This window comes from Flagellimonas sp. (genome assembly GCF_965222555.1).
Lineage (GTDB): Bacteria > Bacteroidota > Bacteroidia > Flavobacteriales > Flavobacteriaceae > Flagellimonas.
The window spans coordinates 100,475-125,771 of the sequence record NZ_CBDCUG010000003.1 but is presented as its reverse complement, the minus strand read 5'-3'; the positions used below and the strand labels follow the sequence as shown (position 1 = coordinate 125,771).

Genomic DNA, 25,297 nt, shown 5'->3' with positions numbered 1-25,297 from the left:
TAGTTTTTATTAATACCCTGGGTTTTGCAGCCAGCGATTGCCCGCTAATTCTATTTCTATGGATGGAATTGGGAACAGCTCATTTTTACCGGCCTGAAAGCCATCAATTTCAGCTGCCGCCCTTCCTGTTCTTACCAAATCGAAGAAATGATGTCCTTCTCCGACAAGCTCTACCCTTCTTTCTTGATAAATGGCCGTGGTCAATGCATTTCCCGTATCGGTCAAATCGGCCAGTCCAGCCCTATTTCTCACCTGATTCAAATAAAGCAGTGCTCGTGTATCATCAATACTGCCCCTGTTAAGGGCTTCGGCCGCCATAAGCAGCACATCTGCATACCTGATAGCCCTGTAATTGTTGGGATTGGTCAAGTTGGCATCTCCCGTATTGAGATCTCCTTGACGTGAGATATATTTTCTGTTGTAATAGCCTGTATGTTCAAAACCTTCTACATAAGAAACACCGCTATTGGACGCGGCCCAGGCCTCAATATCCAAAATGGCCACATCTCTTCTTAGGTCTCCTGCCTCAAAGGCATCAAAAACTTCTTGGGTGGGTACGTTAAAACTAAAACCAGATTCAAACAATGGTCCTGAGTAGTTTCTAATACCATTGAAACCAACGGCCACATTACCTTCACTACATTGCAGACAATCAAATCCCGCTCCTTCCAGGTCAGTGTACTGCACCTCAAAAACAGATTCTATATTGTTCTCATTATCATTTTCAAACATTGTGGCGTAATCAGCCAATAGGTCATATGTACCCGAACCTATTACCTCCTCAAGTACGGTCGCTGCTTCTTGAAATTTGCCTTGGAAGAGGTATGCCTTTCCCAATAATGCTTGGGCCGCTCCTTTGGTTGCCCTTCCAACTTCGGTCTGCGTAGCAGGTAGATTGGCTGCAGCAAAAATCAGGTCTGTTTCTATTTGGGCATAAACCTCTGATGCAGGTGTGCGTTCGGCTGTATTCTGATCTCCAAAAAGAAGTCTTTGGTCTACGGCCAATGGTACATCGCCAAACCATTTTACCAGTTCAAAATAATAATAGGCGCGTAGAAAAGTTGCTTCGGCAAGTACGGCATCCTTATTGGCAAAATCTGTCTTGTCCTTGAATTCCAAAATGTAATTTGCGCGGTTCACTCCTGCGAACATCCAGTTCCATATATCCCGTAACTGTTGATTGACAGGTGTGTGCGTCATATCATCCACCTCTTGAATTCCAGGAACGTCAGTGGCACTTTCACCACCCGCCAGGGTATTATCCGAAGCTATTTCACCTAGCATTACATTTAGATAGGTGGAATGCAACATGTCATAGGCAGCAATAAGTGCGCTTTGATAATCTTCTTCTGAATTGAAAAAACTTTCGGTATCCTCATTAAAGGAATCCACATCAACATAATCGTCCGTACATGCCCAAACTGCAAGGCTGGCAAACAGGACAAAAAGAATTTTTTTCATGAATCTTAAGTTGTATTTGCTCATTTTCATCCTTTTAAAATTTTAGATTTACACCCAATAGATAAGTTCTGGGCACTGGATAGAATCCTTGATCGATTCCGGCGCCAATTGGTGCTCCTGAAGAGGCACTTGGGTCGTACCCCCGATATTCTGTAAATGTGTAAATGTTATTGGCGGAAACATAAATCCGAAGCTTATCAGCCCCAAAGCGTTCCATAAATTCATTTGAGAATGTATATCCCACTTGCGCGTTCTGAATCCTTACAAAGGAACCGTCCTCTACAAAAAAGTCTGAAAACAGGGTGTTGGATGTGGCTCCAGTGGTTACCCTAGGATATTCGTTGGAGCTCCCTTCCCCAGTCCACCGGTTCAAAGTGAAAACCGATTTATTGACAAGAGGTTGGTTTCGTTCATAATTTCGAACGATTTCATTTCCAATCGATGCAAAAGCGTATGCCCCAAAGTCAAAATTTTTGTAATTGATAGAGAGGTTCAACCCCATTGTAGCATCGGGTATTGGATTACCAATATCTACCCTATCATCAGAATCAATTTCTCCGTCACCATTTTGGTCCACAAAACGTATATCGCCCGGACCTGTATTGGCCTGTGTGGCATGAGCATCTACTTCAGCTTGGTTTTGAAAGATTCCGTTGGTCTCCAATCCATAGAAATATCCTATGGGCTTTCCTGCTTCCATTCTGGCAGGTGGATCCTGACCAACTCCAAATGCGCCTCCTTGTAAAAACCCCGCTTCGTTGTTTACCTCAGTAACCTCATTATCCAAGAAGGTTACATTATAATTGATTCCCAAGGAAAAATTCTCTGATGGGCTATAATCATATCCAATGGCAAATTCAAATCCACTATTTTCAACTGTACCACCATTTACAACAGGAGCTTGGGCTCCTGGAGCCGATGCCCCTAGAATTCCCGAAACCTGTGGTTGAAGCAAGAGCCCTTCCGTGGTTTTGTTAAAGTAATCTGCTGTAATATCAATGGTATCATTGAACAATCTCAGGTCTATCCCTATATCGTAAGTTTTTTGCTCTTCCCATTGAATGGCTGGATTGGGCAAAACTCCCACTGCCTGACCAAACACCAACTGTCCATTCAACACATAAGCTCCTTCTCCACTTAGCACTCCCCTAAATCCATTGGAAGGGATACGATCGTTACCTAAAATACCATAGCTTCCCCTTAACTTAAAAAAGTTGATGGTCTTGCTCTCATTTAAAAAATTCTCATCGGAAACTACCCATCCAACAGAACCTGATGGGAAATAACCAAAGCGATTATTGGGTCCAAATTTGGTAGAACCATCTCTTCGGATAACCCCAGAAAGAAGATACTTGCCTTTATAGTCGTATTGGACCCTGGCAAAATAGGACAACAATCGTTCATCAAACTTGCCGCTAAGACCGCTATCCACCAATCCATTCCTTCTATCTACCGTGTTCGCAATATCCGCCTGGGCAAAAGTGGTCTCATTTTCAAAGAAACCTGTTGTACTTCCAGAGAACAGGCCGGTTGTCTTGAACACTGAAGTACCCAAGGTTGCCTGAAGGTTATGATTTTCTCCAAAAAGTCTTTTGTAATTTATAAATGCATCAAACGTATAGTCCCTGAAAATATCCTTGTTTACCGACAAGGAGTTTCTACCAATGTTATTGAACACTTTTCCCGAACCATAGAAAACCGTTGGAGAAAAACCTCTTCCCTGTACTTCAGCATAATTGAACTGCAGACTGGTCTCCACGGTAAAATCTTCCAAAAAACCATAGTTCAATGCTATTTTCCCACTCAAACGATCTACATCGGTAGAGTTAAATGTATTGGCCACTTGAGCCAATGGATTTATTACTTCATTACCAAGTCCTTCGGCCAAGGTGAAATCTCCATTTGCATCTTTGACCGCAAAAGTCGGGGCATTGTTAAGTGCATTAAAAAGAACAGAACCTATGGCATTTTCAGAAAGTGTTCTTCGTTCCGTGCCTGTGTATAACAAATTTGTGGTCAACTTTAGATTTTCCAGCAGATCCGTATTAAAATTGACACGGGTTGTATAACGTTTAAAGTTTGCTTTGTTTCCACCTACAATACCATCTTGGGTCAACAAGGAGGCTCCAAAAGAATATGTTGATTTTTCGCCCCCTCCATTCATGGTCAGGTTATGATTGAATATTGGTGCGGTTTGAAAAACCTCATCTTGCCAATCTGTACCCACACCCAATTCTGAAATGTTTGGGAAGGGATTAGGCTGGCCATTGGCTGCGAAAGCCTCGTTTATAATAACTGCATATTCGGTTGCATTGAGTACTGGAATGGTTCGTGATGTTTCTTGAAAACCTCCGTAGGCGTCATAGCTGAATTTTAATTCCGAATTTCTTCTACCTGTCTTGGTGGTTATCAAAACGACCCCGTTTGCCGCCCTTACCCCATAAATACCTGCGGTGGCATCTTTGAGTACGTTGATACTTTCAATATCCCCTGGGTTTAGGACACTCAGGTCTTCAATAACGTTGCCATCAACAAGAATCAAAGGTCTGTTGTCCCCATTTGTTGATATTCCACGGATGCGGATACTGGACCCACTACCAGGTGATCCTGATTCTGCGGTGATGTTCACCCCAGCTACCTGACCTTGTAAAGCCTGCTCAATCCGAGTTGGGTTCAATTCTTCTATGGTCTCTGAGCCTACCACCGTAACGGCCCCTGTAATCTCTTTTTTCGTTTGGGTTCCATACCCAATCACGACCACTTCATCCAAGGCACTTACGTCTTCCTGCATGTAAACGGTTATGGCATCTTGACCCGTTATGGTCATCTCTGTGGTTTTAAAACTTATATAGGAGAAAACCAGAACGTCGCCCACCGCAACATCTGCCAATGTGAAATTACCATCAAAATCAGTAGTTGTGCCGTTAGTGGTGTTCTTAAGAATGACATTGACGCCCGGTAAAGGTTCATTCAAGGCCCGATCATACACTGTCCCAGAAATTGAAATACTCTGAGCGGTAAGTAAAGAAGTACTTAAAACCAAAAACAGAAAAGAAAAGACGTGCTTCATTTGAGTTAATTTTGAAGCTGCAATCTAATTTCTGTTTATTGAGAATCCTTAAAAAGAACCTCTACAAAAAATCAACGTTTTCAAAAAATTGCGTAAAAAATTGTCAAATACTCACAAAAAGGCTGTGTTTGCAAGCACTATCACAATTTGTCAATTAGCCCTTTTTTTTAGATGCCTTCCTTGAAAATACCATATTGTATAGGTAATGTTGAGGTGTTTTGAATTTATGTTGTATCAATTCTTTGTAAACATCTCTTGAAATCATGAGATTTTGGTCAAAATATGCTTTAACAGTGACACTTTTTAACCTTATTTGGCATTTACAGCCCTAAAATATAGTTGGTCAGATTATCATCTTGGGAAAGGTTCATCTTTTTTCTGAGTCGATATCGTTTGATCTCGACACTTCTCGGAGAAATATTGAACATTGGAGCTATTTCTTTGGAAGATAGATTAAGACGTAAGTAAGCACAGAGTCTAATATCGTTTGGGGATAAATTGGGATGTTCTTTTTTCAATTTCTTCAAGAACTTCCTATCCGCATTGTTGAACGCTTCCTTAAAAAGTTCCCAGTCATCATTTTGATTAAGGTTTTTATCGATGATATGTATAATGGGTCTTACTGAATCCTTGTCATCTACACTTTCCACAAGTTGTTCTTTGACCTTTGACAACAGTTCATTCTTTTTAATGATACTCATTGTTGATGCGGCCAACTCATTGCTTTTATTTTTAAAATCCTCCTTTAACCGTTCGTTTTTGAGTTTTATGATCTCTTTTTCATTTTGAGCTTTGGCCAATGCCATTTCACGTTGACTACGTTGAATAAGCTTTTCTTGTCGTTTACGATAGTAACGTCTGTAGAAATTGTGAATCATAAAACCACCTAAAATTGTCGATAAAAGGTAAATAGTCAACATTAAATTGGTCAGATACCAAGGCCTGGCAATTGAGAAGGAATAGGTAGCCGTATTATTGGACATTTTGCTCCCAATCCGGGACCTTGCATAAAAGGTAAAATCCCCATAAGGTAAATTCTCAAAAGTAACAGAAGCAGCAGTTGACCAATCGCTCCAGTTATCATACAACCCTTCCAATTTATACTGATACTCAACTGCGGTATATTTATCGAATGCGGGAACGCTATATGAAAAATGAAGATTGTTTTCCTTGTTTTCCAAAAGAGCAACGGAATCCAAAGCCATACTTTGGACAGGTTGACCATAGCTATATTTATTCACTTTATTTAAATGAATGACCTGCTCCTTTAGTTTCAGCTTTTCCAAATTCAAGGTAACATAGCCATTTGAAGAACCTATCAGGTATTTATCACTACCGATATTGGTAATGTTTTCAAAGCCAGCAACCCCCAGATTGTTTCGTAAACCAGTGGGTAATGGTACAACCGTCCGGTTATACCCACTATCAAACTTGGAAGGGGAAACAAACATAATTTCCTGTTGGCCAAAACGCCATAGCCTTTGATTTGGTACATCATTCATTAAAATACTCAAAGCGTCCTGTTCCTTGTAATGAAAAAGTTGGGTAAGCGTTGAATCGGCAATAAATTGACCTTGGGGTTCCAATTTAAACACACCATTGGTTGTTGCATAGATAGTTTCATCTTTGAATTTGACAAGACTTGAAGCAATCCCTTTGCTTTCTTCCTTAGATAAAATTCTCACCTTTCTAAAGTCTTCTTCCAGTTTTAACCTGAACACGCCTTTGTACTCATGGTTGATATACAACTCATTCTGAGCAGAAAATTCGAAAAACCGGCTCGAGTTACTAAAACCTTCCAGCGTATTGCGATATTTCCATTTCCCATTGGTATTCTCCAAAATGCTAAGTCCTCCATAATTACCTTGCAATAGGTAATTTGGCTCTCCTTCAATGACTTTTACATCCCATGTACCAGGAAAATTCGAAATCAACTCAGCACCATCATCTTTTACCAAATAGGTCCCATTATGGTGGCCGCAGAACAAATTACCCTGTATTTCCGTTAGACACCATACTTGACCTTCAGTTCCTTTGATCAATTTGAAATTGGAAATGCCATTAAGTTCGGTCCAAAACAATCCCTGGTTGGTTCCCAAATACAATTTTCCATTATAAACCCTTGCCGCATAAACCACTCCCAATTTACCTTCGTTATCAACATATTCATTAAAATAGGAATCAAGGTTAACCACACTAAGCCCATTGTCATGTCCTAACCATAAATTGGAATCTTGGTCTTCATATATGGAAAGAATAGTGTTGTTATTCAATCCTTGCTGCTGGTCAATCCTGAGAATTAATCTGCCTTCCTTGGATATTAGGTACACTCCGTTGGATATGGTCCCCAATACAATATTACCGTCTTTCAACCGTAGACTACTGTATATATTAAGTGATTGTAGGTCAGATTGTGCAGGAATGTTCCACTCAACCAGTTGGTCATCTCCACCAGCTCTGTATAATTTGGAATCGGCTGTTACATAAACCAAACCACTTTGATATTCAAATAACCCAATTAACGTTTTATTTCTTATTTGGACATCTTGGGTAACCAAACTTGGCGCACCCTCGGTTATTTTGAATACACCCTGGTTCTTTCTTTGAAAGTAAACTCCGCTTGTAAGATTAAAAATTTGGGCTTTGTCAGTTTCCGCTTCGATAACCCTGAAATTCTCATTTGTAAGACTATAAATGTAAATGCGATTAAGCGATTGGAACAATATCCAGTCTTCAACCGGAACAATATTCCAAAATTCCTCATCCTCAATGAGTGGTTCAGTAAGCTTATCTTTAAGCGAGGTATATACTAGTTTACCCTTTGAGTTTTTTGTCCAAAAGCCAAATTCCATATAACACCCTGTATAAATTTTGTCATTTACCACGGTAACATTTCGGATTACGGAGCCATTTGGAGTGGGATACTTATTCCACTGAATACCATCAGATTCAAGGAGGCTATGGTTGTTGGCTATGTATATAAATCCATCCGAAGATTGTGAAATTGCCCAATTCTGATTTTCACCATAATAATCAGCTGGAGTATAGTTTTGAATAGGGGGCAACTCTTGGGAACAAATGGGAGCAATTAAAAAAACAAGTATTACGAAAAAAGGAAAGAATCTCAAATTCCTGTATTTAAACAATGATCAACCTATCTAAATATAGGAAAAGAATTCAAGTATTAAATAATTTCCGCATTCAAACCTGCATCCAATAGTTTGGAACATCTGGGTTTTAGATAGGAATATTCTCCAGTTTTGACCGTACATTTTCCGTTATAATGTACAATTAATGAACATTGTTCTGCTTGCTCCGGAGTGTGGTCGCAAACATTTATAAGTGTTTCAATGACATGGTCAAATGTATTTACATCGTCATTGAAGAGCACAATTTCATTCTGATTTACAATCTCTTCTTCTAAAAGTAGTTCTTCCGATACTTTCTCCTGGGTTCCCATGATTGTGGAATTAATCAATCCTAATTTACATATTTTGCCGAAACCCAATTGTTCTTTTCCAGTTTTTTTGCAAATTTTAACCCACAATCCCCACATTTTAAGGAAATTATATCTAAATCTTGGGTGTAGAATCCGCTTAAAAAAAGTATTCCTCCTTTATTTAAGCAATTGGAATAGACAGGAATATCGTCCAGTAAAATATTTCTATTGATATTGGCTAAGATGATATCGTATTTCTTATCTACCAGTAAGCTGCTATCTCCTTGATAGACTTCAATCCTACTACAATTATTTCTTTCTACATTTTCCTTGGAATTTAAGAAACACCATTCTTCAATATCGATAGCGTCCAGAGTAGTTGCACCTCTCATTTCAGCCAAAATAGCCAGAACTCCGGTACCGCACCCCATATCCAACACCGATTTACCATCGAAATCTTCATTTAAAATATGTTTCAACATCATATGGGTGGTTTCGTGGTGTCCGGTACCAAAACTCATTTTTGGTTCTATGACGATGTCATATTCTACATTTTTAGATTCATGGAAAGGAGCCCGGACCATACATTGATTACCAACGGTAATGGGATGAAAATTCTTCTCCCATTCCGCGTTCCAATTTTGTTGTGCTATTTCTTTACTGGACCAGGTGATTTCAAAATTAGGACTCTTTAAGATATGTAAGTCCTCTAAAATGGTTTCTTTCCATTCCGACTTGAGTATGTAGGCCAACAAGCCCAAATCGTTTTCCACAAAGCTTTCAAAACCCACTTCCCCCAGTTCTGCAATTAAAATATCGGTTGCAGGCTGTAAAGGTATAATCTTAAAGTTGTATTCAATATAAATCACTCTGAATCAAATAAATATGCATTCAATGTACCTTACATAGTCTGTATACATAAAACACCTGCTGTCAGTATTTTGTGTTCATGTTCATTTTGTCTTGATACAAAACGAACCAAAAAATCAAGACGATTTTAATGAAATTTTTGCCATTTCATTGCAAAACCGCTGATAAATCTATCGCTAGATGCTCTTTTTTGCTTTGCAAAACGCAATTCCGCTCGATTTACAGCTATTTCTGGAAAATCGTCATCTACAACATCAACTGGTTTAAATGGCCTTGATAATGGCAATAAAATCATCTGCCTTTAACGAAGCTCCGCCAATAAGACCACCATCCACATCTGGTTTTGAGAAAATATCCGAAGCATTTGCAGGCTTTACGCTTCCACCGTATAAAATAGAAACACCTTCTGCAACTGAGTTGTCATAAGCCTCTGCAATTGTTTTTCTGATAAAAGCGTGCATTTCCTGCGCTTGTTCAGGGCTTGCAGTTTCTCCTGTTCCAATGGCCCAAACAGGTTCGTAAGCCAACACAATACTTTTCCAAGCAGCGGCATCCAAATCAAAAAGGGCGTTTTTCAATTGGCTTTCCACTACAGAAAAATGATTTCCAGACTTTCTGTCTTCCAATTCTTCTCCAAAGCAGAAAATAATGGTCATTTCCTTTTCCAAAGCGGTCTTTACTTTTTTGGACAGTAAATCATCCGTTTCTCCAAAAAGGGATCGTCGCTCAGAGTGGCCAAGAATCACAGTATCCACATGAATGTTCAATAACATATCTGCGGAAATTTCACCGGTATAAGCTCCATTTTCTGCAAAGTGCATATTTTGGGCCGCCACTTTTATGGTTGATGATTGCAGACTTCTTTGTGCTTGGGCCAAATTAACAAAGGTTGGTGCCACAATGACTTCGGCATGGGTATCTGGAAGTTTAGCGGAAAGCTCGGACAACAAAGCCTCCGTTTCTTCAATATTCTTGTTCATTTTCCAGTTTCCTGCTACTATTTGGGTTCTCATTCTTCTTGTTTTATGTTTGGTGTTATTATGTTTAGAATTCTAATTCATCAAGGTCATTATAATGGACTTTTTGCAGAATAGTGCCCCGCTCCAAGACCAAAACGGCCGGATTAGATCGTACAATGGTCTTTAGTGTGGTCTCATCAGTAAAGTAAAAATCGAAGTCCAATCCGTAATCCTTCTTTATTTGGTTTGCCCTATCATTTCCAGAAGCTGACATACCTATAACTTTGAACCCCTTTTCTTTGGCTTTTGATGTCACTGAAGCCACATCTGCAAAAGCTTCATGATTGCTCTTTGCCAAATCATAGGCAATGACCATTACCAATTTATTCTCCTCCAAAATAGAAGAAGCCATATCTTCTCCGTCTTGTTCAATGGTGAAATCGTGGATTGGTGGTTCGTATCCCTTTTGAATTTCTGTTGTTTCTACACCTATAAATTCCCCATCAACTTTTGGGTATTCTCCATTGGTCACCACAATTTTTTCCTCCCCGTTCACTTTAAATTGCCATGCATACTCATATAAAGGCTTTGGAGCATTCTCCGGCACGCTCATCCCCTCCTGAATATTGGCTCCGATCTTATACGGTCTAAAATCTACCGAAGGTAGGTGATTGAGTACATGGTTCGCAAATAAAGCACAGACTACCAATGAAACTCCTGCCACAATCCAATTGGTTTTAGCATTGAACAAGGGTGTAATATATTTTCTACCGAAGAATAAAATCAAAATAAAAACCAGTAATATGATATCCTTGGTGAACGATTCCCAAGGAGTGAGTTTTACAGCATCACCAAAACAACCGCAGTCTGTAACCTTGTTGAAATATGCCGAATAAAAAGTTAGGAAGGTAAAAAAGATAATCATCAACAAGAGGCTCCAAACCGTAAATTTTGGTTTAAACCCAATTAGCAACAGTACTCCCAAAATTACCTCAACAATGACCACAAAAATGGAAATTGACAAAGCCAAGGGCATTAAAAACGGAAGATCCAACACCCCTTGGCTAAAATATTCTTCCAGTTTGAAGGAGAACCCAACAGGGTCGTTCAACTTTATGAGTCCACTTATTATAAATAAGACCCCGACAAAAATCCTAGAAATCCAAACCAAATATTTCATATTTCTTCGAAATAAAATTCCAATCTACAAATACTAAATTTCAATATACAAGTACCAAATTCCAAATACGTCGAATTTCAAATTTTATTTATAATGGAGGATAGTATTTTTCTAAGTTCTTCAGATTCTTGTATCAAGCCATCAAATTCATTTGCGTTAGGGTTACTCTCTTTCAATAAGCGTAACCAATATTTAGATTCTTTTGCTTCTTTTCGGGCGATCTTTAACCTAAATGCAAAGTCTTTCTCACCCAACTTTTCATTAGCTTCAATATAATTTGCACCAACAGAACCAGATGATCTGACCAATTGTTTTCCATCTTCAATATTAGCAATCGAGGTCTTGAGCGACTTCACCAAAATTCTACAATTGCAAGCAAATTTAAATGTCCTTTCTTCTAAATCATAAATCTTTGACATTTTTAAGATTTGGGATTTGTATTTTTTTTATTTGGAACTTTCACTCATGTGAATCAGCGCAAAAACCGCATAATTTACCATATCCTGGTAATTGGCATCAATACCTTCACTAACCAAAGTAGCGCCTTGGTTATCCTCTATCTGTTTTACCCTCAATAATTTTTGTAATATCAAATCGGTCAATGAGCTTACTCGCATATCGCGCCACGCTTCGCCATAATCGTGGTTTTTGTTCTCCATCAACTCTTTGGTTATGGTAACTTCCGCATCATATAGGGCAATGGCTTCTTCTGCCGAAAGATCAGGCTGTTCTACAACCCCTTTCTTCAATTGGATCAGTGCCATAATGGAATAGTTGATAATTCCGATAAACTCGGAGCGTTCCCCTTCATCCACTTTGCGTACCTCATTTTCCTGCAAACTTCTAATGCGCTGGGCCTTGATAAATATTTGATCGGTCAACGACGGGAGCCGAAGTATCCGCCAAGCTGTACCATAATCTTTGGCTTTCTTTAAAAATAGTTCCCGGCAGGCATTGATCACTGCATCATATTGTTGGGAGGTGTGCTGCATGTATTCTGGCTAATTTGCGTAAATTTCGTCCAAACTTGGGTGCTATAAAAACACCTTGCCAAAGATAATCAAACCCAACAAAGCAGCTATTTCTTATGACCATAAACTGCAAAGGAGACCTTATCGACCTCAGCACGCCTAAAATAATGGGTATTTTGAACCTTACCCCTGATTCTTTTTATGATGGAGGAAGGTACAAGGATGAGTCCATTATCTTGAAACAGGTAGAGAAAATGCTTTTGGATGGAGCAGCTTTTATTGATATGGGTGCTTACAGTTCAAGACCTGGGGCCGAACACGTTCCAGAAGACGAGGAATTACTGCGAATGCTCCCCATTTTGGAGTTGATTCTCAAAAACTTTCCTGAAACTTTGGTTTCCATCGATACTTTCAGAAGCAAGGTAGCCTCCGAGAGTTTGCAACGAGGAGCAGCGTTAATCAATGATATTTCTGCCGGAAATCTTGATGCAAATATGTTTGCTACCATTGCCCAATACCAAGTACCCTATATTATGATGCACTTGAAGGGTACTCCGCAATCCATGCAGAAAAAGGCGGTTTACGATGATCTAATCAAGGACCTTCGCTATTATTTCTCAGAAAAGATGGGTAAGGCTACCGAGCATAAAATTAACGATGTGATCATTGACCCTGGTTTCGGTTTTGCTAAGACCACAGAGCAGAATTACACCTTACTGAACCATCTGGACCTTTTCAAAACTTTTGAAGTTCCATTGTTGATCGGTTTAAGTAGAAAATCCATGATTTACAAAGTGCTGAAATCATCTCCAAAAGAAGCTTTGAACGGTTCAACAGCACTCCATACCGTAGCATTGTTGAAAGGCGCCAATATTTTAAGGGTTCACGACGTTAAAGAAGCAAAGGAGTGCGTAATGCTCATAGAAGCATTAAAAGCCAACGCACTCTAATTTTTGGTTAGGCTATTTTTGCTAATTTTACAAAAACACCGCGGTTGGATTTTCTGAATTTTCTTGAATTTAAAATCACAGATGTCATCGACATTGTGCTTGTGGCCGCCCTACTCTACTACATTTATAAACTGGTCAAAGGTACGGTTGCCATCAATATTTTTATTGGAATAGTGATTGTTTGGGCTCTGTGGAAGTTGACTGAGCTGATTCAAATGAAAATGATCAGTAGCATGGTGGGTGGTTTTATGAACATTGGTCTCATTGCTCTGATCATTGTGTTCCAGCAAGAAATACGAAAATTCCTGTTGATGATTGGCTCTACCAATTTTGCCTCCAAGCGGAGTTTTATCCGGCATTTTAAATTTTTAAGACAAGAGGCCATGCCCACGGACACCAATATTGAAGCCGTTGTAGGGGCATGTGAAAAAATGGGTTCAACCAAGACCGGGGCCATTATTGTCATGGAACGCACCAATTCCCTTGACTTTGTAAAGATAACCGGGGATAGTATGAATATTGAGATTACCCAACCTATTCTAGAGAGTATCTTTTTTAAAAATAGCCCACTACATGATGGAGCGGCGATAATTCAAGATAACTACATTACGGCAACTCGGGTAATTCTGCCCGTTTCCAACGATCGGAACATTCCTTTGCGTTTTGGACTACGCCACCGTGCCGCTGTGGGCATTACCGAAAAGACCGATGCCATTTGTTTAGTGGTGAGTGAAGAAACTGGATCTATTACTTATATAAAAAACGGTGAGTTTGTTCCCTATAAAGGAATGGAGGAACTGACCAATCTGTTGAAAAAGGATTTGGAATAATTGTTTTCAATTCAAAAGTCATAAACCCGGACAATACATCAGAAGTTAATGTACACTATCCACTTTGTACCATTACAAATTAATCATCTAAAAAAAGCAATGCTAACATTGATTGCTTTTGGATTTACAATAAGCTTGGGTGCTCAAATTCATCAAACTTCATCGGCAAGCGACAACAGTCCAAACTTTGTTCTAATTCTTGCGGACGATTTGGGGTTTGCCGATCTTGGTTATAGTGGAAGCACTCAAATTAAAACACCCAACATAGATAAACTGGCCAATACAGGCATAATCTTTTCAGAGGGATATGTTTCCTCTCCTGTCTGTAGCCCCTCAAGAGCTGGCCTGCTCACCGGAATCAATCAGGTTAAATTTGGGCATGACAATAATTTAGCAAACAATCAACCAGGTTTTGACCCTGAATACTTAGGCTTGCCCGTTTCACAAAAAACCATAGCTGATAGATTAAAACCTCTTGGTTATACAAATGGACTTATCGGAAAATGGCATTTGGGTGAGAAACCGCAATTCCATCCTTTGCAAAGAGGATTTGATGAATTCTGGGGATACACCGGAGGTGGACATGATTATTTTTCTTCCCTGCCAAATGGGAAAGGGTATAAATCCCCAATTGAATGCAATTATAAAACGCCAACTCCAATCTCATATATTACTGATGATGTTGGGGATGAAAGTGTTCAATTTATAGAAAGGCATAAAGATCGTCCTTTCTTTTTGTTCGCTTCCTTTAACGCACCGCATACTCCTCTGCAGGCAACCAAGGAGGACCTTGAACTATACGAACATATAGATGATATAAAAAGGAGAACATATGCCGCAATGGTCCACCGATTGGACATTAATGTTGGTAAGATTATGGAATCGCTTAACCAGAATGGGCTTAGGGAGAATACCATGATAGTCTTTATGAGCGACAATGGTGGTCCCACGGATAGCAACGCCTCATTAAACGCCCCATATAATGGGCAGAAGGGAATCCTTTTGGAAGGAGGCATACACGTGCCATTTATTATGAATTGGCCCAAAACACTTCCATCTGGATTGAGGTACAACAACCCTGTTTCCTCGTTGGATATTATGCCCACTTTTCTTGAATTGGCAGGCGGAAAAAACCATGGGATAACGACGGACGGGGTAAACCTAGTACCCCATATTTTGAAAGAAAAGGTAGGTCCGCCACACAAAGAACTAAAATGGCGTTTTACCATAAGCGCTGCAATCAGGGATGGCGATTGGAAATTGGTAAGACTCCCGGACCGCTTCCCTATGTTATTCCATTTACCTTCTGATACTTCTGAACAAAAAAATGTGGCGCTAAAACATTTGAAAAAAACGGAAGAATTGCTAAAGAAGTTGGGGAGCTGGGATGTACGTCTTCCTCACCCGGTATTTTTAGAAGGAGCCGTTTGGAAACAAAGGCAACTTGAGTTGTATGACAAAAAGTATAAAACCAAACAACCTTTAACACAATAATATACAAAGAAAGAATCGTATAAATGAAACCAATTATCGTTTTACTATTCGCAATGTTCTCTCTTCCGCTGTTTTCCCAAATGGATAGATGTGACCGGGGAATATCATCGTAAGCTTGGTGGTGGAGACCATATAGAAAAATATACTTTATCCTTAAATGAAGACGGTTCTTTTTTCTTTCATTCATATAAAAATGTAAAACGAGGGATTCCACCTGAAGTGCATAAATATGGTAAAGGCACCTGGCGTGCAGAAACAAAACAAAGGTTTAGCACCCATACTGTCCTGATTACATTCTTTGCTGATGGTAATAAAGATTTTGACGACAAGCATACGCTAGACTTTAATAATTCCAAAGCACGATTGATCATGAAATCCACCCGTGACAAAACGGATAAAAATGTGGAGGTAAAGCTTCAATTTTATGCATCCGATGATTTTTTGGATGGAGAAAATTGATATGTTTAAGGTTGAGAAAAAGGATTTGGAGTAATCATCTCAAAAACAAAAAGGGCCAACTTCCTGTGAGCTTTAATAAAACCCTGTCAGTTCGAGTGATTTTAAGGAACAAAAAATCGTATCGAGAACTCCTTTGAGGTCGAAATCCTTGTTTTCGATACAAATTTTCACCGATTACAATCGTGAAAATTCACTCAAACTGACGAATTCCATCTAAATGCACAACGGGTCACCTAAGTTTCTAAGTACAGATAAAAGTTTTGAATTGATTTCGTGTTCCAAAGGAAATCATAATTAACATTTTTTTGCTTTTGCCTTGTCATACATTTGGCATCAAAATCAACAAAAAATGAGAAAAACCATCAACTTATCCCTTTGCTTCCTATTATTTACCGCTTTATATACCCATGCGCAGACCCAAAAAGACAGCATGGAAATTAAACAAGTGGCATTGGACTATATCGAATCCCAACATCATGTAAAACCAGAACAATTTGAACGTGCCGCCCACCCCAGGATGGTAAAAAGAACCTTCTGGACCGACAAAAGCACCCAAAAGGAGTATTTACGGGAGACTTTTACCGATGCCATGATCTTATTGGCAGAGACCTATAATAAAGATGGTGACAAATTTCCTGAGAACCCGAAAAAAGAAAGTGGTCATACTTGATATTTACGATAAAACCGCCTCGGTAAAATTAATTGCCGATGATTGGATCGATTATATGCACATCATTAAACTAAACGGGAAATGGCAAATTGTAAATGTGCTCTGGCAGTTTAAAGATTCAAGTATTCACTAATACTTTTACATTTACGCCACCTCCTCGGCCAAAAACTGAGCTTCGTACAAATCGTTGTAGTAACCTCCTTTTTTAAGCAATTCTTTGTGGGTACCCATTTCAACGATCTGTCCGGCATCCATAACAATAATTTTGTCTGCTTTTTTAATGGTCGCCAAGCGGTGTGCTATGATAATGGATGTCCTTCCCTCGGTGATTTTGTCCGTGGCCTGTTGAATCAATTGTTCCGAATAGGTGTCTACTGATGAGGTGGCTTCATCCAGAATCAATATGCTTGGGTTGCTTACATAGGCCCGCAAGAATGCAATCAATTGGCGTTGACCACTGGAGAGCATACTTCCACGTTCTTTCACATTGTATTGGTACCCTCCGGGCAAGCTCGAAATAAATTCGTGCACCCCAATCTGTTTGGCGGCGGCCTCTATATCCGATAACGCAACAGATTCATCACGAAGTGATATGTTGTTGGCAATGGAATCGGCAAAAAGGAACACATCTTGCAACACAATGGCAATATGGGAACGCAATGACCTTAAGGAGTAGTCCTGAATATTGTGTTCATCAATCAAAATATTCCTGAATTGATTTCATAAAAACGGTTCAACAGATTGATGATGGTAGATTTTCCTGCTCCGGTTGCCCCCACAATGGCCACGGTCTCACCAGCCTTTACATCAAAAGAAATCCCATGTAATACCTCCTCATTTTCCAAATACCCAAATCGAACATCGGAGAATTGAATGTTGCCTTTTACATCCGTTTTTTCCAAGGTTCCGTTATCGGCAATCTGGCTATCGGTGTCCAAAATCTTGAACACCCGGTTTGCAGCCACCATTCCCATTTGCAGGGTATTGAACTTATCCGCAATCTGTCGAAGTGGACGGAACAATAGATCCATCAAAAAGAAAAAAGCGACAATGGAACCCTTGTTATCCAAATTAATACCGTCAATACTTTGAATTATCCCAAAATATACCACTAGACCAATACCAACAGAGTTTGAAATTTCGGCAATGGGGAAAAAGATGGAATTGTACCAAACTGTTTTTAACCACGCATTCTGATGCTTTTCGTTGATCTTTCGGAATTTTTCCTTTTCAATTTCTTCACGATTGAAAAGCTGTACAATCTTCATTCCCGCAATGCGCTCCTGCACAAACGAATTCAAATTGGCCACCTGTGCACGAACTTCAACAAAAGCTACCTTCATGGCTTGTTGAAACACCCTTGTTGCAACTAGAATTATTGGTAGAATGGCAAATACAATCAAGGCCAATTTCCAATTGATGTATAGCATGACCGCTGCACCGGAAAGCATTTTGAGCAAATCGGCAACAATCACAAAAAATCCCTGACTGAATATTTCACCAATACGTTGCATATCCGCAACCGCCCGTGTGACCAAAACCCCAATGGAAGAATTATCAAAATAGGTCATTTTAAAACCCATCATCTTTTGAAAAAGCCGAACCCGAATATCTTTGATCACCGACTCACCCAACAAGTTTGCATAATAATTGAACAGGAAGCTGACAAATTACCTGCCCCAACAAGGCACCCAACATTATCAACACAACAAACAACAATTGCTCACTATCTTTGTTGGCTAGGGGTTCATCTATTATGAATTTGACCAAAATCGGTGTTAATATACGCAAAAGCAGCGGATAAAATGGCAACCACTGGCCACCACCCAAAAGGTAACTCTGTAGGGTTTGGTATGCGCAAACACTCGCTTGAACAAACCAAAGTCAAATGCTTTTCCTATTTCATCATTTTTGCTCATTAAATATCTTTTTTGGGTAAGAGACCTTTGTCAAATATAATCCTTTTGCAGGGACAGAAACACCGGCTTTGCCCCTATCTTTACTTTCAATAATTGTGTTGATTTCTTCAGGTTCCATTTTGCCAAGTCCCACATCCAACAAAGTACCAACAATGGCCCTGACCATATTCCGAAGGAATCGGTCTGCTGTAATGGTAAAGACCAACTTATCTTCCTTTATTTCCCAATGAGCCTTCTTAACATCGCAAAGAAAGGTTTTAACATCTGTATTGGACTTGGAAAAGCACTCAAAATCTTTGTGTTCCAATAAAAATTGAGCCGATTTGTTCATGCATCAACATCCAATGGCAGTTTTACAAAATGTGCAAAATCGGCATAAAACGGATTTTTCTCTTGAACCACCCAATATTCATAAGTACGTTCCTCTGCATCGAACCGGGCATGGGCCTCAACCTGAACATTTTGAATGCTTTGTACGGCAATATCTTCTGGCAGGAAAGCATTCAATCTGAACGTAAGCTCTTTGGAATCTTCGATTGTATCAAAATCAAAATGCGCAAACATTTCTTTGGCGTGTACTCCGGCATCAGTCCGTCCAGCCCCAACAACATCAATTTTTTGCGCAGCAGTGTGGACAGGGCTTTCTCCAGTACCTCCTGAACAGTTATTGCGTTGGGTTGGTTTTGCCAGCCATGGTAAGCTTTCCCGAAATAAGAAAATTGGATGAAATATCTCAATGGATTCCCTTACTTTTAAGTTGTTAAAGATACTTGAATCCCCCTCAATAGAAATCTTACTATATTTTTTTAGCATATTTTTAGCGTTATGACCAAGATTTTATTGCTTTCCGATACCCACGGACATATGGACGAGTCCATTTTAAAATATGCGGCACAGGCGGATGAAATATGGCATGCAGGGGATATTGGAAATATTGCGGTGACCGATAAATTGAAAGCACTGAAACCGCTTCGAGGGGTTTATGGCAATATTGATGACCATGTCATTCAAATGGAGTTTCCTGAGCACAATCGGTTTTTCTGCGAAGGGGTTGATGTTTGGATTACGCATATTGGAGGCTATCCCAATAAATATAATGTTAGGGTTAGGGACGAAATCAAACGAAATCCCCCAAAATTGTTTATCTCCGGACATTCCCATATTTTAAAGGTCATGAACGATAAAAAATTGAATTTGCTACATATGAATCCGGGTGCCTGCGGAAAACAAGGTTTCCAACATGTAAGGACCATGCTCCGTTTTGTTATTGATGGTGAAAAAATTTCGGATTTAGAAGTCATTGAATTAGGAAAAAACTAATGAAACATTGCCTTTTAATCATCTTACTATTTAGTATAGCCTGCAACAACAAGGTAAAGCAGGAAGAAAAGGTGCTTTCAGAGCCTGACGCCAAGGTCACTCTATATTTATTAGGCACTGTTCAGGATGCAGGCAGCCCTCATATTGATTGTCAAAAAGAGTGCTGTTCAGCTTTGTTCGAAAACCCTGAGTCTGATCGTAAAGTAGTTTCATTGGGTTTGGTGGATCATGAAAATGGAAAATCGTTCCTGTTCGAAGCTACTCCAGATATGCCTGCCCAATTGAGGGATTTGAAGAATTTTTCGGGTAATGACAACGACATTCCTGATGGGATTTTCTTGACCCATGCGCATATTGGTCATTATACCGGATTGATGTACCTGGGGCGTGAAGCTAAAGGAGCAAGCCAGGTTCCAGTATATGCAATGCCCAAAATGAAATCGTTTCTGGAAACCAATGGTCCTTGGAACCAATTGGTATCCTTAAATAATATTACTCTTCAACAAATTCAAGATGAAACACCACTGCAACTGACCTCCAATATTACAGTTGTGCCTTTTTCGGTACCTCATAGAGATGAATATTCTGAAACCGTTGGCTACAAAATTATGGGTCCAAACAAATCGGTTTTGTTTATTCCAGATATTGATAAATGGCACAAATGGGAAAAGAATATTGTTGAAGAAATCAAAAAGGTGGATTTTGCATTTTTAGATGCTTCATTTTTTGACGAAAAGGAAATCAACAATAGGGATATTTCCGAAATACCCCATCCCTTTGTTATTGAAAGTATGAAACTTTTTGATGAACTTTCCGATGAGGAAAAAGGGAAAGTCCATTTCATTCATTTCAATCACACCAACCCTCTCTTGAAACCCAAAAGCACCGAATCCCGATTGGTTCAGATACAAGGTCATAAGGTTGCCAAGTTTCGGGAAAGGTTCGCACTTTAAGGTACTCACAGATTCGTAAGAATTACAATCCTTGCACGTCTAAGCAATCAAACAATCCAAAAACAGATGAAAACACCTAATTTAAAACTTCTCGCGATTACCTGTGCACTATTGTTAAGCTCGTGCGGGCCAAAAGATAATAAGGCCGCCACTGTTGAAACAAAGATGGTTGAAACAGTGGTCAAAGAACCTGTCTATGACACCAATCGTCCAGAGACCATTTTAGCAGCCATTGAATATGCCCATGGTGGCTGGAACGGCCTTTGGAAAAAGGGTGATGTGGAGTACACCTATGATTATAGGTCACCTGAAACAGGAAAGGCCGATGTTTCCCTGGAGCGCTACATATTCGGTTCTGAGATTTCGTACGGCAATTATGGCCAGCATCAAATCAACTTTATGCAGGATAGCAACGATAAAGTAATCCAATATTTTGATGGAAATGAAACCACGGTTTTGGTAAATGGAGACGAAAATCAAAATCCAGAATTGTTAGGGGTGAGTGATTTCCTTAGAAGAACCAATTACTATTGGTTTACCATGCACTACAAGTTGAACGACAAAGGGGCAAAGGCTAAATATTTAGGGCAAGAGGATTATAAGGGAAAAACATATGATAAAATTGAAGTAAGCTATGATGCTGAAGTTACCGGGAAGGAACAAAATGACAGTTATATTATTTTGGTAAACCCAGAGACAAAATTGATTGATAGGTTTTTCTTCTCAATACCTTTTTTAGGTGTAGACGAACCTGTTATTGCGGCCAACTACGAATATGAAAATATTGACGGACAGTTAATATCGACCAAGCGATCCTATTTTATGCCCAGTGAACAGGGATACTCAGAAGAACCCAGCCTTATCCAAACATTAAAAAATATAAAATTTGGAAACGGTTTTACTGCGGAAACCATACAACAATAGATTACAGTCACTATAAAATTAAAAACCCCGGCAATGCCGGGGTTTTTCGCACTAATACTACTAAGATGTTAGGTTTAACGTAAGCGATCAACAGATTTTACAAGATCTTCATCCTTTTTGATGGCTCTGTTGGCCAGAACCAGAAAAACGATAGAAAATACAGGAATCAGCATCCCAATACCCTTCTCAGAAATGGTGTTTTCTCCGGATAAGCTTAGTGATCGATAAACGAAAAATCCTAGTAAAAAAAGATTCAATATCATATTCAATCTGTTCACAACAAATTGATTCTGTCTGTTTTTGTACATAAAAATCGAAATCAAGGCCAATGCCGCGGAACCATAAAAAACGATACTTATCCATAGTTCGTTTTGGGCAAAAAACTCGGCTCCCTCCCCATCAATCCATAAACTCAAAACAAATGGTAGCGCACCTGAGGCGAGTACCACCATTATTAAAAAAAACGTTTGAATTCGTTGAATCATTGTTCAAATTGCTTTCGGAAGGCAAAAATAAGTGTCTTTTCGGTAAATGACAGCTTATTCTTGAAAATAATTTGTATACTTGTGTCGTTATTAGCGAAGCACTTACCCAAGGAAATCTTTCCCGTCGTAGTACCCCAATAACTTTTTACTTCAATTTATTTCGATTAGACAAGTTTAATTTATTCATATTTAATGTTCGAGATTTCAGATCTAAAAGCTAAAAAGCTTCCTGAGTTGCAAGAAATTGCAAAAGGCCTAAATGTTCCCAAATTCAAGACTCTAAAAAAACTGGATTTGGTCTACCAGATACTGGATGTGCAGGCAACCAACCCAAAAGTGGTACAAGAAAGCCCGGCAGTAGCCAAAGAAAAGGCCGCTCCAAAACCTAAAAGGGCAAGAACACCCCGTCCTAAGAAAGAACAAAAAGAAGCTGTTACAGAAACTGTCGAAACTAAGGTAGAAACAGACAAACCCGTTGAAACAAAGGAAGATTCCAAAGGTCAGCCCCAAAAAAGGGAACACCATAAACAAAACGGGCACCAAAAAAATCAACATAAAAAAGGTAACCAGCACCATAGAAACCACGAGAAAAAGAGCAGCAACTTTGACAAAGATTTAAAAAACAGGTACAAAGAACCTGAATTCGAGTTTGATAGCATCATTGAAAGTGAAGGTGTACTGGACATCATGCAGGATGGCTACGGTTTCCTTCGTTCATCGGATTATAATTACCTGTCTTCTCCTGATGACATATACGTTTCACAATCACAGATTAGGTTGTTTGGACTAAAAACTGGGGATACCGTACTAGGAAATGTTAGACCTCCTAAAGAAGGAGAGAAATATTTCCCGCTTATCAAAGTGACCAAAATAAATGGTTTAGACCCTCAAGTGGTACGTGACAGGGTTTCATTTGAACATCTTACCCCATTATTTCCTAAGGAAAAGTTCAAGTTGGCGGAACGACAAAGTACGCTATCCACAAGAATAATGGATTTGTTCTCCCCAATTGGTAAAGGACAACGGGGCATGATTGTTTCGCAACCCAAAACGGGTAAGACCATGTTGCTTAAGGATATTGCCAATGCCATTGCCGCCAATCATCCAGAGGTGTACCAGATTATTCTTTTGATTGATGAACGTCCTGAAGAAGTTACCGATATGCAACGTAACGTTCGCGGCGAGGTGGTTGCTTCCACTTTTGATAAAGAGGCCACTGAACATGTCCGTGTAGCAAACATTGTACTTGAAAAAGCCAAACGTTTGGTAGAGTGCGGTCATGATGTTGTTATTCTTTTGGATTCCATTACACGATTGGCAAGAGCTTACAATACAGTACAGCCAGCCTCTGGTAAAGTATTGAGTGGTGGTGTGGATGCCAATGCATTGCATAAACCAAAACGTTTCTTTGGTGCGGCAAGAAACATTGAAAATGGAGGATCACTTTCCATTATTGCAACCGCCTTAACAGAAACAGGTTCAAAAATGGACGAGGTTATCTTTGAAGAATTCAAGGGTACTGGTAATATGGAATTGCAGTTGGATAGACGAATTTCCAACCGTAGAATTTTCCCTGCCATTGATCTTATTTCTTCCTCTACCCGTAGGGATGACCTGTTATTGGATGAGACCACAATTCAACGTATGTGGATAATGCGTAAGTATTTAGCCGACATGAACCCCGTGGAAGCCATGGAGTTTATGGAACAACGTATTAAACAGACCAAAAACAATGAGGAGTTTTTGCTAACTATGAATGAGTAGTTTTCTTACATAAAAAGTTCTTAAAATTCACAATTTTTAGACCCTTTGATTAATATCAAAGGGTTTTTTTATGGATTCATTTTAAAGAAAAAACATATCTTTAAAACAGTTTCCTCAAAACCCTATAAACTAAAACACTTACGTATGAAAAACACAAGTAAAGTAGCCACCTCTTTTTTAGCATTTATACTTCTTATTTTGGCGGCATGCCAACCAAAACCCAAAAAAGAGGAACCCCATGAGGAACCAAGAGAAAAAGTAAAACCGCCAGAACAAATTATCTCCCTGGAAGAATCTAAGTCTTTGTATGACAATTACACTCGAAATAGAGTGGATATAATACAGCAATTTGAAAAGGAACAGCACGAAGATGACAATTTCCGTGTGGCCAGGTTCAACTCTTTTGACTACAAGACGATAAAACAATACATTGCCTTTATAGAACAAGAGGCGGAAGCGGCCGACGTGGATATTACAACGCTGCGTTTTTATTTTGCCAACTACCCGAACAAAGAAAATTTCCCCGATGGAAGAAAAATAGTTCACCCAAGGCAGAATTCACTTTTTGTGGTTCCCACAATGAACGTTGATGGTGAGGATTATGGTTTTTATATTGGGGAGGATGGTAAAGCAAAGCTTATAAAAGATGCCGTAGGGGCAAAAGGAATAGGGCAGCGTTCCAAACAAAATAACAAATCATATGCCAGCATGGTTCCAATATCCTCTGCACCACCTGCTGTTAATGGTGGGCAAAGTTTAGCCCTAGACAAAGGGAGCAGTGGCCCACCTCCAAATGGAGATTACTAAAAACCTATGTCCCAAGAGCTCTTAAATCTTTTTAAGGAAAATTATTATATCCCACTGTATTTGTTGGCATGGGTAGTAGCAGTAGTGCGTTACAGAAGTTATTTTGACACAGCGTTAAAATACTTTCCCATATTCATCATCTATACATTTTTTACGGAGCTCTTGGGTTACTTTATCAAACATTCCGACGAATTTCAGTTCTTTTCTGATGAAAGATACGCATGGCACAACGTCATAATATATAATATCTACTCTATTGTCTCATTCTCTTTTTTTTACTATATCTATTGGAATGTTCTTAAAAAAGCAGCTCATAAGAAATGGCTTAAATACGGTATTATTATTAGTCTACTGAGCTATGTTGTCAGTCTCTTTTTTCAGAATCCGTTTCATAAGAGCCTATACTATGCTGACCTAGTAGCATCCATTACCTTAATACTTGCCATTATTTTATATTTTAAGGAAAAAGGGATTGAAGAAAGTGCCTTTTCACTAAAGTATAGTCTATTGTTTTGGATAAGTTTGGGACTCCTTATCTTTCATATTTTTTTCCCATTTATTTTTATAGCTGCCTTTGATGCTCCTGTCTTCTATTATGAATATAATCTTCATCAATTATTACTGATTCTCATTGCCATTATGTATCTACTGTTTATTCTTGGTTTTTTAATGGGACAAAGAAGAGCATTTAGATAGTCCATTTTAATCTTTTTTACTTTTTCATAAACCACAGAATTCCCTGCTTTTACAACTTCGCCTTACCGTTTATCGA

Annotated in this window: 22 protein-coding genes and 2 pseudogenes; 12 read left to right on the top strand and 12 right to left on the bottom strand. The window is 39.2% G+C overall.

Annotated features, from left to right (window positions below):
• Positions 1 to 9: 9 nt before the first annotated feature.
• From ACOQO1_RS04060 to ACOQO1_RS04020, 9 genes are all read right to left on the bottom strand, one after another.
• Complete coding sequence (locus tag ACOQO1_RS04060; protein ID WP_420601578.1) at positions 10 to 1,461, bottom strand: RagB/SusD family nutrient uptake outer membrane protein; 1,452 nt, start codon at positions 1,459 to 1,461, stop codon at positions 10 to 12.
• A gap of 34 nt (positions 1,462 to 1,495) precedes the next feature.
• Positions 1,496 to 4,531: a SusC/RagA family TonB-linked outer membrane protein gene (locus tag ACOQO1_RS04055; protein ID WP_420601577.1), complete on the bottom strand. Its 3,036-nt coding sequence runs from the start codon at positions 4,529 to 4,531 to the stop codon at positions 1,496 to 1,498.
• Positions 4,532 to 4,851: 320 nt separating this feature from the next.
• Complete coding sequence (locus tag ACOQO1_RS04050) at positions 4,852 to 7,659, bottom strand: two-component regulator propeller domain-containing protein (protein WP_420601576.1); 2,808 nt, start codon at positions 7,657 to 7,659, stop codon at positions 4,852 to 4,854.
• A gap of 56 nt (positions 7,660 to 7,715) precedes the next feature.
• Positions 7,716 to 7,991, bottom strand: coding sequence for an ATP-dependent Clp protease adaptor ClpS (locus ACOQO1_RS04045; protein ID WP_420601575.1), 276 nt, complete (start codon positions 7,989 to 7,991; stop codon positions 7,716 to 7,718).
• Between the two features lie 20 nt (positions 7,992 to 8,011).
• Positions 8,012 to 8,839 (bottom strand): 50S ribosomal protein L11 methyltransferase, encoded by an 828-nt coding sequence (gene prmA / locus ACOQO1_RS04040; RefSeq protein ID WP_420601574.1) that lies wholly within the window; start codon positions 8,837 to 8,839, stop codon positions 8,012 to 8,014.
• Positions 8,840 to 9,103: 264 nt separating this feature from the next.
• Entirely contained in the window at positions 9,104 to 9,853 is a 750-nt protein-coding gene (gene tpiA, locus ACOQO1_RS04035) for a triose-phosphate isomerase (protein WP_420601573.1), read from the bottom strand.
• Between the two features lie 31 nt (positions 9,854 to 9,884).
• Positions 9,885 to 10,979: a BT_3928 family protein gene (locus ACOQO1_RS04030; RefSeq protein WP_420601572.1), complete on the bottom strand. Its 1,095-nt coding sequence runs from the start codon at positions 10,977 to 10,979 to the stop codon at positions 9,885 to 9,887.
• A gap of 77 nt (positions 10,980 to 11,056) precedes the next feature.
• Entirely contained in the window at positions 11,057 to 11,398 is a 342-nt protein-coding gene (locus tag ACOQO1_RS04025) for a four helix bundle protein (RefSeq protein ID WP_420601571.1), read from the bottom strand.
• Between the two features lie 27 nt (positions 11,399 to 11,425).
• Positions 11,426 to 11,971 carry a DUF1599 domain-containing protein gene (locus ACOQO1_RS04020; RefSeq protein ID WP_420601570.1) on the bottom strand — a complete coding sequence of 182 codons (546 nt, stop codon included), beginning with the start codon at positions 11,969 to 11,971 and terminating at the stop codon, positions 11,426 to 11,428.
• 95 nt (positions 11,972 to 12,066) lie between these two features.
• Here ACOQO1_RS04020 and folP point away from each other — a divergent pair, with 95 nt between their 5' ends.
• The 6 genes from folP (at position 12,067) to ACOQO1_RS03990 (ending at position 16,486) form a co-directional block, all read left to right on the top strand.
• Positions 12,067 to 12,900, top strand: a complete 834-nt coding sequence (gene folP / locus ACOQO1_RS04015; protein ID WP_420601569.1) for a dihydropteroate synthase — start codon at positions 12,067 to 12,069, stop codon at positions 12,898 to 12,900.
• Positions 12,901 to 12,944: 44 nt separating this feature from the next.
• Positions 12,945 to 13,730 (top strand): diadenylate cyclase CdaA, encoded by a 786-nt coding sequence (cdaA, locus tag ACOQO1_RS04010; protein WP_420601568.1) that lies wholly within the window; start codon positions 12,945 to 12,947, stop codon positions 13,728 to 13,730.
• 99 nt (positions 13,731 to 13,829) lie between these two features.
• Positions 13,830 to 15,224: a sulfatase-like hydrolase/transferase gene (locus ACOQO1_RS04005; RefSeq protein ID WP_420601567.1), complete on the top strand. Its 1,395-nt coding sequence runs from the start codon at positions 13,830 to 13,832 to the stop codon at positions 15,222 to 15,224.
• A gap of 90 nt (positions 15,225 to 15,314) precedes the next feature.
• Positions 15,315 to 15,683: a hypothetical protein gene (locus tag ACOQO1_RS04000; protein ID WP_420601566.1), complete on the top strand. Its 369-nt coding sequence runs from the start codon at positions 15,315 to 15,317 to the stop codon at positions 15,681 to 15,683.
• Positions 15,684 to 16,032: 349 nt separating this feature from the next.
• Entirely contained in the window at positions 16,033 to 16,353 is a 321-nt protein-coding gene (locus ACOQO1_RS03995) for a hypothetical protein (RefSeq protein ID WP_420601565.1), read from the top strand.
• Positions 16,304 to 16,486, top strand: coding sequence for a nuclear transport factor 2 family protein (locus ACOQO1_RS03990; RefSeq protein WP_420601564.1), 183 nt, complete (start codon positions 16,304 to 16,306; stop codon positions 16,484 to 16,486). Before ACOQO1_RS03995 ends, ACOQO1_RS03990 begins: the two co-directional genes overlap by 50 nt.
• Positions 16,487 to 16,497: 11 nt before the next feature.
• Here the strand turns inward: ACOQO1_RS03990 and ACOQO1_RS03985 are convergent.
• Positions 16,498 to 18,272, bottom strand: a pseudogene (locus ACOQO1_RS03985) (ABC transporter ATP-binding protein).
• Positions 18,259 to 19,009 (bottom strand): annotated as a pseudogene (truA, locus tag ACOQO1_RS03980) (tRNA pseudouridine(38-40) synthase TruA). Before truA ends, ACOQO1_RS03985 begins: the two co-directional pseudogenes overlap by 14 nt.
• 88 nt (positions 19,010 to 19,097) lie before the next feature.
• On the opposite strand from truA, the gene ACOQO1_RS03975 reads away from it, so the two are divergent.
• The 3 genes from ACOQO1_RS03975 (at position 19,098) to ACOQO1_RS03965 (ending at position 21,469) form a co-directional block, all read left to right on the top strand.
• On the top strand, positions 19,098 to 19,592 hold the full coding sequence (locus ACOQO1_RS03975; protein ID WP_420601563.1) for a metallophosphoesterase family protein: 495 nt from the start codon (positions 19,098 to 19,100) through the stop codon (positions 19,590 to 19,592).
• The gene (locus ACOQO1_RS03970) at positions 19,592 to 20,545 is read left to right on the top strand and encodes an MBL fold metallo-hydrolase (RefSeq protein WP_420601562.1); all 954 of its coding nucleotides are present in this window, start codon (positions 19,592 to 19,594) and stop codon (positions 20,543 to 20,545) included. The genes ACOQO1_RS03975 and ACOQO1_RS03970 overlap by 1 nt, the downstream gene beginning before the upstream one ends.
• A gap of 66 nt (positions 20,546 to 20,611) precedes the next feature.
• Positions 20,612 to 21,469, top strand: coding sequence for a DUF6503 family protein (locus ACOQO1_RS03965; RefSeq protein ID WP_420601561.1), 858 nt, complete (start codon positions 20,612 to 20,614; stop codon positions 21,467 to 21,469).
• A 74-nt stretch (positions 21,470 to 21,543) separates the two neighbouring features.
• Here ACOQO1_RS03965 and ACOQO1_RS03960 read toward each other — a convergent pair whose 3' ends face one another.
• Positions 21,544 to 21,954 (bottom strand): DUF4293 domain-containing protein, encoded by a 411-nt coding sequence (locus ACOQO1_RS03960; protein ID WP_420601560.1) that lies wholly within the window; start codon positions 21,952 to 21,954, stop codon positions 21,544 to 21,546.
• A 192-nt stretch (positions 21,955 to 22,146) separates the two neighbouring features.
• Here ACOQO1_RS03960 and rho point away from each other — a divergent pair, with 192 nt between their 5' ends.
• The 3 genes from rho (at position 22,147) to ACOQO1_RS03945 (ending at position 25,221) form a co-directional block, all read left to right on the top strand.
• On the top strand, positions 22,147 to 23,718 hold the full coding sequence (gene rho / locus ACOQO1_RS03955; RefSeq protein ID WP_420601559.1) for a transcription termination factor Rho: 1,572 nt from the start codon (positions 22,147 to 22,149) through the stop codon (positions 23,716 to 23,718).
• Positions 23,719 to 23,862: 144 nt separating this feature from the next.
• Positions 23,863 to 24,525 carry a hypothetical protein gene (locus ACOQO1_RS03950; protein WP_420601558.1) on the top strand — a complete coding sequence of 221 codons (663 nt, stop codon included), beginning with the start codon at positions 23,863 to 23,865 and terminating at the stop codon, positions 24,523 to 24,525.
• A 6-nt stretch (positions 24,526 to 24,531) separates the two neighbouring features.
• On the top strand, positions 24,532 to 25,221 hold the full coding sequence (locus tag ACOQO1_RS03945; protein ID WP_420601557.1) for a hypothetical protein: 690 nt from the start codon (positions 24,532 to 24,534) through the stop codon (positions 25,219 to 25,221).
• Positions 25,222 to 25,297: the final 76 nt, after the last annotated feature.

Coding starts and splice junctions, on each gene's coding strand:
- ACOQO1_RS04045 (WP_420601575.1), bottom strand. CDS start 7,991: ATGGGAACCCAGGAGAAAGTATCGGAAGAACTACTTTTAGAAGAAGAG.
- tpiA (WP_420601573.1), bottom strand. CDS start 9,853: ATGAGAACCCAAATAGTAGCAGGAAACTGGAAAATGAACAAGAATATT.
- ACOQO1_RS04060 (WP_420601578.1), bottom strand. CDS start 1,461: ATGAAAAAAATTCTTTTTGTCCTGTTTGCCAGCCTTGCAGTTTGGGCA.
- ACOQO1_RS04005 (WP_420601567.1), top strand. CDS start 13,830: ATGCTAACATTGATTGCTTTTGGATTTACAATAAGCTTGGGTGCTCAA.
- ACOQO1_RS03960 (WP_420601560.1), bottom strand. CDS start 21,954: ATGATTCAACGAATTCAAACGTTTTTTTTAATAATGGTGGTACTCGCC.
- ACOQO1_RS03965 (WP_420601561.1), top strand. CDS start 20,612: ATGAAAACACCTAATTTAAAACTTCTCGCGATTACCTGTGCACTATTG.
- ACOQO1_RS03995 (WP_420601565.1), top strand. CDS start 16,033: ATGAGAAAAACCATCAACTTATCCCTTTGCTTCCTATTATTTACCGCT.
- ACOQO1_RS03945 (WP_420601557.1), top strand. CDS start 24,532: ATGTCCCAAGAGCTCTTAAATCTTTTTAAGGAAAATTATTATATCCCA.
- ACOQO1_RS03970 (WP_420601562.1), top strand. CDS start 19,592: ATGAAACATTGCCTTTTAATCATCTTACTATTTAGTATAGCCTGCAAC.
- ACOQO1_RS04030 (WP_420601572.1), bottom strand. CDS start 10,979: ATGAAATATTTGGTTTGGATTTCTAGGATTTTTGTCGGGGTCTTATTT.
- ACOQO1_RS04055 (WP_420601577.1), bottom strand. CDS start 4,531: ATGAAGCACGTCTTTTCTTTTCTGTTTTTGGTTTTAAGTACTTCTTTA.
- ACOQO1_RS04025 (WP_420601571.1), bottom strand. CDS start 11,398: ATGTCAAAGATTTATGATTTAGAAGAAAGGACATTTAAATTTGCTTGC.
- ACOQO1_RS03950 (WP_420601558.1), top strand. CDS start 23,863: ATGAAAAACACAAGTAAAGTAGCCACCTCTTTTTTAGCATTTATACTT.
- folP (WP_420601569.1), top strand. CDS start 12,067: ATGACCATAAACTGCAAAGGAGACCTTATCGACCTCAGCACGCCTAAA.
- ACOQO1_RS04020 (WP_420601570.1), bottom strand. CDS start 11,971: ATGCAGCACACCTCCCAACAATATGATGCAGTGATCAATGCCTGCCGG.
- ACOQO1_RS03975 (WP_420601563.1), top strand. CDS start 19,098: ATGACCAAGATTTTATTGCTTTCCGATACCCACGGACATATGGACGAG.
- ACOQO1_RS03990 (WP_420601564.1), top strand. CDS start 16,304: ATGGTGACAAATTTCCTGAGAACCCGAAAAAAGAAAGTGGTCATACTT.
- rho (WP_420601559.1), top strand. CDS start 22,147: ATGTTCGAGATTTCAGATCTAAAAGCTAAAAAGCTTCCTGAGTTGCAA.